This window comes from Tepidimonas sp., assembly GCF_046292505.1.
Taxonomy (GTDB): domain Bacteria; phylum Pseudomonadota; class Gammaproteobacteria; order Burkholderiales; family Burkholderiaceae_C; genus Tepidimonas.
In genome coordinates, this window is record NZ_JBKBQX010000119.1 from 1 (window position 1) to 1,060 (window position 1,060).

Annotated in this window: 2 protein-coding genes; both read left to right on the forward strand. The window is 67.8% G+C overall.

Features of this window, described 5'->3' with window-relative positions; all coding sequences use genetic code 11:
* The first annotated feature begins 198 nt into the window (after positions 1 to 198).
* Positions 199 to 855 (forward strand): hypothetical protein, encoded by a 657-nt coding sequence (locus ACK4TH_RS12125; protein WP_409626811.1) that lies wholly within the window; start codon positions 199 to 201, stop codon positions 853 to 855.
* The coding region (locus ACK4TH_RS12130; RefSeq protein WP_409626813.1) for a hypothetical protein at positions 852 to 1,060 on the forward strand (209 nt) is incomplete at its 3' end. The genes ACK4TH_RS12125 and ACK4TH_RS12130, both read left to right, overlap by 4 nt.

Sequence of the window (1,060 nt, forward strand, 5' to 3'; positions counted from 1 at the left end):
GCGCCACCGAGGGCCTGGCGCTGCACGGCGTCGAACGCGTCGAGGAGGCGCTGGAGGTGGTGCGGGGGTTGGGGTGAGACCGCACCGGATATCGGCGCCGCGGATGCACCGTGCCCCGTCGGCTTGACCTATTGACGGCCAACCGTCGTCGCACGAAACTTGGCGCAGCCGCTTCAACCCTCAAGGAGGAAATGGGCCATGCGAGCGCAGACGGACACTGCCCGGACGATCGCGGTGACCATGGCGCTGGCGGGGTGGATGGCGTCGGCGGGCGCGCAGGTGCTGCCCATCGAACCGCCCACGCTGCAGCGCGGTGACCGTTGGGTTTACCGCAACGTCGACGAATTCACCGGGCGCGAAACGGCCCGTTTCGAGTCGATTTTTGCCCGCATCGAGGGCGAGCGGCTGATGTTTCGCAACCGCAACCTGACCGGACCCGAAAACCCGAGCACCGTCTACCAGACATTGGACCAGCGCTCCTGCCGCCGCATGCAGAACAGCGAGCAGGAGGTCTGCGGCGGACCGATGCGCATGCCGATCGCCGCCTTGGGTGAGCGTTGGAGCTTCAGCAAGCTGCCATGGCGCAACGGCAAAGGCCACTTCGATGCGGACTGCGAAGCCAAGGCCACGGAGGATCTGAAGACCGAAGCCGGCACCTTTTCCACCGTGCGCATCGAGTGCAAGGGCTCTTGGACGCGGGTGTTCGATGGCTCCGGCACCGGACGTTACGAGGAAACGCTTTGGTATGCCCCCGCAGCCAAGCGCTTCGTGAAGCTGGAGCTCAAGACATGGACCCGCGACGGCCGCCCCGATGCGCACACGACGACCGAGCTGGTGGAGATGCAGTTGAAATGAACGCACCGATCGGCATGGGTTTTTCCGTGCCCGGGATGGGCCGGGTGCCTGCGCGGCAGCGCCGCGGTGTGCGGCGAAAGGCTGCCGCCGGTTGGGCCGCCGCCGTGCTGCTGGCCGTCGGCCCGTGGGCGCGCGCCAGCGACGCCGAGGCGCTGTGGCAGGCGCTGGCCACGCGGCCGAACATGGTCGTCGTGATGCGGCACAC

What these genes read in the sequence shown, in the direction of transcription:
- ACK4TH_RS12125 (WP_409626811.1), top strand. Translation starts at nt 199, where the DNA reads ATGCGAGCGCAGACGGACACTGCCCGGACGATCGCGGTGACCATGGCG.